Origin of the sequence: Serratia sp. 2723, from assembly GCF_050434425.1 — a bacterium.
Classification (GTDB): domain Bacteria; phylum Pseudomonadota; class Gammaproteobacteria; order Enterobacterales; family Enterobacteriaceae; genus Chania.
This window is the reverse complement of record NZ_JBNDIN010000021.1, coordinates 61174-68392: the sequence shown is the minus strand read 5'-3', so window position 1 is coordinate 68392 and position 7219 is coordinate 61174. Positions and strand designations below refer to the sequence as shown.

The 7219-nt window shown below is 55.4% G+C and carries 4 protein-coding genes; all 4 read right to left on the bottom strand.

Features of this window, described 5'->3' with window-relative positions; translation table 11 throughout:
* Positions 1–633: 633 nt before the first annotated feature.
* On the bottom strand, positions 634–1182 hold the full coding sequence (locus ABIE29_RS22505) for a tyrosine-type DNA invertase (RefSeq protein WP_429621445.1): 549 nt from the start codon (positions 1180–1182) through the stop codon (positions 634–636).
* A gap of 377 nt (positions 1183–1559) precedes the next feature.
* Positions 1560–5549, bottom strand: coding sequence for an enterobactin synthase subunit F (locus tag ABIE29_RS22500; RefSeq protein ID WP_429621458.1), 3990 nt, complete (start codon positions 5547–5549; stop codon positions 1560–1562).
* Positions 5549–5755: an MbtH family protein gene (locus tag ABIE29_RS22495; RefSeq protein ID WP_429621443.1), complete on the bottom strand. Its 207-nt coding sequence runs from the start codon at positions 5753–5755 to the stop codon at positions 5549–5551. The genes ABIE29_RS22500 and ABIE29_RS22495 overlap by 1 nt, the downstream gene beginning before the upstream one ends.
* A 10-nt stretch (positions 5756–5765) precedes the next feature.
* Positions 5766–7118, bottom strand: coding sequence for an enterochelin esterase (gene fes / locus ABIE29_RS22490; protein WP_429621441.1), 1353 nt, complete (start codon positions 7116–7118; stop codon positions 5766–5768).
* Positions 7119–7219: the final 101 nt, after the last annotated feature.

Sequence of the window (7219 nt, the reverse complement as noted above, 5' to 3'; positions counted from 1 at the left end):
TCTGAGTCAGAATGCACGGTACAGGCTTGATCGATGATCTCACCAGAGAAGTTTACTTTGCCGTCTTCAGCAAACGCAGCGGTGGAAAATGCGGAGGCGGCCAGAACAGCCATGGCGATCAGATTCTTGTTCATATACTACTTTTCCTTTTAAAAATGCACTCAAAATGCGCGCACTTGTTTATTTTTGACATAACCCTATGTCATTCCTTTTTATTTAGTTCATCGACTGAAAGCCCCCTCCGCAAATAGCGATGAGGCGATAATGCCTTTCCAGCCAAACGATTCATTTTGAACTAAAGTGACTCCTTTGGTTACATACGCCACGGAAGGCTTCCAAAAAATCAGTCTGCGAAACATTAAACTGAAAAATCAATAAAGGTAGATTTATTCACTACCAAAATAGTGACGTGATTTTTCTTTGGTTTTTCTGAGGAAAAAATCAAGAAAATACTTGATCGCTAGCGATGGGGGTTTTACTTAAGAGGGGGTGCTTAACTTGTTGTTTTAAATGAATATTTTTGGGTTCCCGCAAATATCAAATGGTTAGTATTGACATTATTCTCATAGATCCTTACAGTGTGTTGCAATTTAGTTCAAAGTGACTCATTAGAAATACTTTAGTGTTTGCCCATCACCATACTTCCTTAAACCTCCTTGCATTGCTCGCCGTATATAACACCGTATTTTGAATATTCCGATGGCCAAGAAAATCCTGAATCAAACGCGTATCAATCCCACGGTCCGCCAGGGCGAAACCGCAGCCATGACGCAGCATATGAGGATGCGCATTGACCTCCAGATTGGCCGCTTCGCTGTAATTACGGATTAACCAATAAATACGCTGGCGTGATAAACGGGAACCGCGGTTAGAAAGAAACAACCACTCCGTGTCTGCACCACGGTACTGTTTTCTCTTGGCCATCCAACGCTGCAAGCATTTCCGCTCACGCACGTACAGAGGGTGGACGGTTGAGAAGCCATTCTTCAACCGATGGATATAGATATTACCGCCTTCCAGATCGATATCGGCAAGCCGCCAACTGTTGATTTCACTCACCCGGCAACCATGGATAAAACACATCCAGATCAAACAGTAATCACGCTCAGGGTTTTTACCTTTCAGGGTCGCCTCGAGCAATTTTTCCACTTCGGAAGGAGTTAAATGTTTACGACTGGTCATAGTACCTCTTTACTTGTTACCAAATTACCAAGAAATATGTGGATCTTGCCTCCTTTTTAATTTCCACAATCGGATTCAGGGGGATAACCCTTTGCCTCTGGATAACATCCTTAATCCTGACGGGAGTATAGCCGATAAGCGCTCATATAACAGCCAGGACATTGAGCCAGGCTAAGTGCTGCTATTCGAAATTAATATTTCAGGTTCAAGTCTGGCAGCTAATAGTGAACAGCGTTAACTAATGCCATAGAATAGGAATGATAAAGGGGCGAGCCTTATCAGCATTCGCCCCTTGAATGGAGTAGGAGTAGGATTATATTTATTGCCGATGATCTGACACCGGCAATCGAGCCCGTATCAAATAATCCTCTTCACAGTTACAGTGCTCGCAGGACCCGGTTCAACAAGGGTCCCAGCACCTTAAACGAGGCCGGAGAAACGATATCCACATGCGCACAATCCAGCTCAAACACCTGCAACGCGTCAGCATATTCCGCCCAAGTCTGCTGTACATCCATGCCTGCTTGCAAGGTGCGCTTGGCCACGAACAGCGTCGCCTGCCCCTGGAAATGCGCCGTATGGGTATGTGACAACAGCCTGACCGAATCCGCATAGTTGGCTTCGATATTGTCAAACATCGCGACCCGCGCCTCGCCCAGCGCCGGATCTAGCGTATCTTCTGATACCGCCAGGAACTGCTCGCGCTCGCGCTGTACCTCTTTGAGCACGTTGTCGTCCAGCATCACATCCCAGTTCTGGGTTTCCGGCGGATAGGTATCCAGCAAGCCAAGGAAAGCGACCTCCTCCCCACGCGCCTGCAAACGCGCTGCGATACCTTGAGCCAATGTTCCCCCCAGGGAGTAACCGATAAAATGATACGGGCCGTGTGGCTGTACCTGTAATACCGTGGCCAGATGCGCATCGCAGACCTGATCCATATCCTCACCCAGAGCCAGAGGGCCATCCGGGCGTGGAGACTGGATGCCCACCAGCGACCAATGCTGATCGATATAACGCGGCAACACGCTGAACTGCCAGGAGAAGCCGGAAGCCGGGTGCAGGCAGAACAGCGTTGGGCCTTCGGTAACGCGCAGCGGCAACACGCTGTCAAAGCCGCATTGGTCGGCCTCTTCCTGCGTGCGTTCTTCCGCCAGCAGTCGCGCCAGTTGCTCTACTTTCGACGCGACCATCACCTGGCCAACCGACACCGCTTTACCCAGATCGCGCCGCAACTCGGCGGCCAGGCGCATCGCCAGCAACGAATGCCCACCCAGGGCAAAGAAATCATCATCGGCAAACACCTGCTCACGCTGGAGCAAACGGGCAAAGACTGCGGCGATCTCGCTTTCCAACCCGGGTTCCGGCTCGCGTCCGGCCTTTCCGGCACCGGTTTGCGGCTGCGGTAAGGCTTTGCGATCGAGTTTGCCGTTAGCGCTGAGAGGCAGCTCGGCCATTTCAACCAGGGCGATCGGCACCATATGCGGCGGCAAGCGATCGGCTAGCGCAGCACGTAGGACTTCGCTATCCAGATGCTGGCCGTGCTGCGGGACCAGGTAGCCCACCAGTTGCCGGGCATCGCCGCCCATCGCATCAGTGACCGTACCCTCCAAGACCAAGGCATGAGCCACCGCCTGACGTACGCCCGGCAGTGACAGCAGGGCGTGGTCGATCTCACTGAGTTCAATCCGCTGGCCGCGAATTTTCAGCTGATCGTCGCTGCGCCCCAAATATTCCACCGCGCCGTCTGGCAGCCAGCGGGCAACATCACCGGTGCGATACATCCGCCCACCGTTGCCCTGTGGATCGGCCACAAAGCGGCTGGCGGTGAGATCAGGTCTGGCCAGATAACCATGTGCCAACTGCACACCGGTCAGATAGAGATCGCCTGCTACGCCCGGTGGCACTGGGCGTAAGCGCGCGTCGAGGATCCGTAAACCGGTATTCCACACCGGCAGACCAATGGGGACATTAGCACCGGTGACTGCGGCAAGGGCATCACCAAAGGCTGGATGCCAGGCCACATCCACTGCCGCCTCGGTAGGGCCGTAGAGGTTATGCAACGGCACCTGAGTGCGGCTCTGCCACAGGCGACACAGCTCTGCCGGTAACGCCTCACCGCTACAGAACACCTGCCGCAGTGGTTGGCAATGGGCAATGGCGGTTGTGCTGTCCAAAGCGCCGACAAAGGCCGCCAGCATCGAAGGAACAAAGTGCATGGTAGTGACTTTATGCCGATCGATTAGCGTTTGCAGTTGCTGAGGATCGCGGTGCGCTTCCGGCGGTGCCATCACTAACTGTGCACCAACCATCAATGGCCAGAAGAATTCCCACACCGAGACGTCAAAACTGCACGGCGTTTTTTGCAGCACCACATCGTCTGCCGCCAACGGGTACTGATGCTGCATCCACAGTAAACGGTTAACGATGGCCTGATGCCCAACCAGCACGCCCTTAGGCCGCCCGGTAGAGCCGGATGTGAAGATAATATAGGCCGGATGATGCGGCGTCGGGCCTTGGATCCCGCTCGGTGCAACAGCGGTGGCTACCAATGGCGCATCGTATAACAGCACTTCCCCCTGCCCCACAAATCGCGCTTGCTGGGAGACGTCGGTGATAATCAAGCGTGGGGCCGCGTCTTCCAGCATCATGCTGAGACGTTCATCTGGATAGCCGGTATCCAGTGGTAAATAGGCCGCCCCCGCTTCCACAATCGCCATCAACGCCAGCGACAGGAAAACCGAACGCGGCAATGCCACCGCCACGATATCGCCCGGCAGCACCCCCTGAGCCACCAAACGCTGGGCCAGGGCGATCACCTGTTCGCGAGTTTCGCGGTAGTTGAACCGGTAGTGCTCATCTGCCAGCGCCGGGGCATCCGGGGTCTTATTCGCCTGCTCGGCCAACAGACCACTGAGGGTCTGTGCTGCCACCGGATAAGCGGTGTCGTTCACCTTGGCCAGCAGGGCGTGATCTTTTTCACTCAGCAAATCGGCTTCGCTCACCGGTAATGTCGGTTGGCTCGCAAACTGCCGCAGCAGCAACGGCAAACGCTGTAAGTGCTCCGTCAGTTCGGCCAACGGATAACGCTCGGCATTGGCCAATAGCTCAATCTTCAGCGTGCCAGCCTCGTCGATAAACAAGGCGATTTCCAAATCACGCACCGGGCCAGAAGCCAGATCGTGGGTGATCCCTTTGATACCGGCAAAATCGAGCTGGTAGTCGAACATCTTAAAGTTGAAAACGGTGCCATACAGCGGCTGGCTATCGCCAATCCGCCCCAGATCGCGCTGTACCTGCTCAGCATCATAACGCTGATGGCGGCGGGCAAGCTTCAGTTCACGGCTGATTTGTGCGGCAACATCCACCAACGTTGCCTGCGGCGCAACATGCATCTCCACCGGCAACACGTTAATCACCGGCCCGGTGGCACAAAGCGCAGCCGAACCCATCCGGCGCATAAAAATAAACCCGGCGCTATAGTGGGTTTGGCCTGTCAGACGAGCTACCCACACGGCCACCAGCGCCATTGCCATATCGGCAGCACTGAGCTGTTGCTGTTGGCCCACGCTGACCAGTGGCGCAAGATCCTGCGCAGCACAGAACTGTGCCAAGCGGTGAATTCGTGTCGAGGGGGCCTGCCCGGCCAATGGCTGCGGGCACAAAGTCGCTGGCATGGGCAACTGCCGTGCCTTGTTCAACCAAAAATCGGCATCGCGTTGATAACTCGGGGATTGCTGGTACTGCTGATATTCCGCCACCACATCGCTAAAAGGCGTGAACGGCGTAGGCTCTGGCTGCTCATGCTGACATAGGCGGGTATAAATATTGGCGATACGGCGAGCTATAGCGGTAAAGCTGAAGCCATCGACCACCAGATGATGGTAACGCTGATACCAGAACCAGCGATCGTCGGCCAGACGCATCAGGATATGGCGATACAGCGGCTTGCCGCTGCTCGCCCGTAATTCGGCACCAAGGTCGATCTGCATCAGCGCATGGGCCGCCGCCTCTGCATCTGCCGAGTCGCTCAGGTCAACCCACTCCGCCACAGCCAACGGCATCGTGGCGTCGTAATACTGCATTGGCACACCATCACGCTCAACGAAACGTAGCCGTAAGGTGTCCACTTCAGCCAGGCCCTGTGAGATCGCCCGTAGCAGGTGGTCTTTATCCAGCGGACCATTCAGTTCGATATAATGGGCAACCGCATAGGCATTGCCGTACGGTGAAATTTGATCGGCAACCCAAATACCGGGCTGCGCGGCCACCAATGGCAACTCAACGGTAACCTGTTGCCCGGTGGATAAAATAGAGGTTTCTGACACGACATTCGCTCCTGTTGTCGGTTCTTGCTTCTGCGTCTCCATCATGCCTTACTTAGTGATGCGGGCCGCATATCCTGCCAATTCTGTTCCAGCCAGTGAACACAGCGTTCCCGGGAAGCTGGGCCAAAAACGCTTACCCAGCCTGCCGGGATAGCGCTAAAATCCGGCCACAGGCTATAAAGCAGTTCGTCATTACGCAGGACATAGCAAATTTGCTGCTCGTCATCGAACGGGTTTAAGGTTTCCATTACTTGCTCCTTAAGCATGAAGAGAGTTGGCGGACGGCTTCAATTCGGCACGGCGGTTGACCAACTCCGACCAATGCGCCTGCAGGCCATCAAGTAAGCCGCCGCGCCAGCACAGCGCATCGTGCCCGCCCTCTACCAACCGATATTGCACCTGATGCCCGGCCTCACTTAACAGGGCCGCCATACGGTCATTAACCCGGTGGACCAGCTTTTCATGCGCTCCGGCCTCTAAAAATACCTTCAGCTTGCCGCGCTCACCCAACTGCCGGTCCTCTACCTGGCGGATCAACCAGCAGGCATCCTCGGGCACAGTGGGCAACTGCAACATATCGCGGCGTGGCCACCAGAACGAGCCAGATTGGCTGATGGTGGCACCAAAATATTCCGGCCAGCGCAAGCCTGCATAGAGCGAACCCAAGCCACCAAAGCTTTGCCCGGCGACCACGGTGTTGGCAGCCTCACGGTTATGCGGTGCCCAGTCGGCCAATTGTGGTAATAACTCTTCCTGTAGGGCCAACCAAAACTCATCGTTGCAGGTCAGCTCCCGCGCGCGGTGTTGCTGGTCGATCACATCGATCAGCAGGTAGACCGCCTCCGGCAGTTGGCCAGCACGCGTCAGTTGCATTAGCGGATCCCAGACCGGCATCTGATTGGCCCAGAATTGGCCGTCCAGCAAAATAGCCAATGGCCGCGCCACCGGGTTACTTTCACCGGTGGAGTAGACCCAGACGTGGCGGGAGGTTCCCAATCGCTGGCTATGCCAGGTATGCCGTTGCAGTCTGGCAGGAGGTGCAGGCGTACAGCGGCCGCTGGTCACGGCATAGTTATCAAAGTCCCGCCAGGCCGGTTGTTGGGGAGCCTGCGGCATATGCAGGCCAGAAAGAGTGTGCCCACCGACTCCAGGCCAGGCGCGGTAAGGATTAAGCAGATCGTGAGTTGCGCTGGCGAACACCTGGTGCCACCAGTGGCGAATAGAAAGCATGTTGGCGTGAGTATTGTCTCCCTGCGGTTCGAACGGACAATCCTCCATGCAGGGGATAAAACAGTAGCTGCCGCGCCAGTCGCCTTGCAGCTCGGTTTGCCAATACCAGACGTCCGATCCGGTGAGCCGTTGCAGGCTCTGCGGGGGCGACGCTTGATGATGATCGGTAAGGCAGTTGATATGGATCCAGACTCGCCGATAAGCCGAGGTCAGTTCACCGCCCTGAGGGTCGCGCCACAAGAACGTCACCTTCCATCGACCATTATCCAGCGGTTCCACCAAGGGGGTACCACGCCGAACGATATCCAGCCACCAACCGTGGCTCCCTGCATACTTGCTCGCCAATAACGTACTGCTTGCTGGTTGTTGTTCAGTTTTCAAAACACCCACTCATTGTGTTGTTGGCAAGGCACGCCGTGCGACTCACCGGTTCCCAAATGCCAAACGGCCAAAGGAATACTATTGATAATTATTTGCATTTG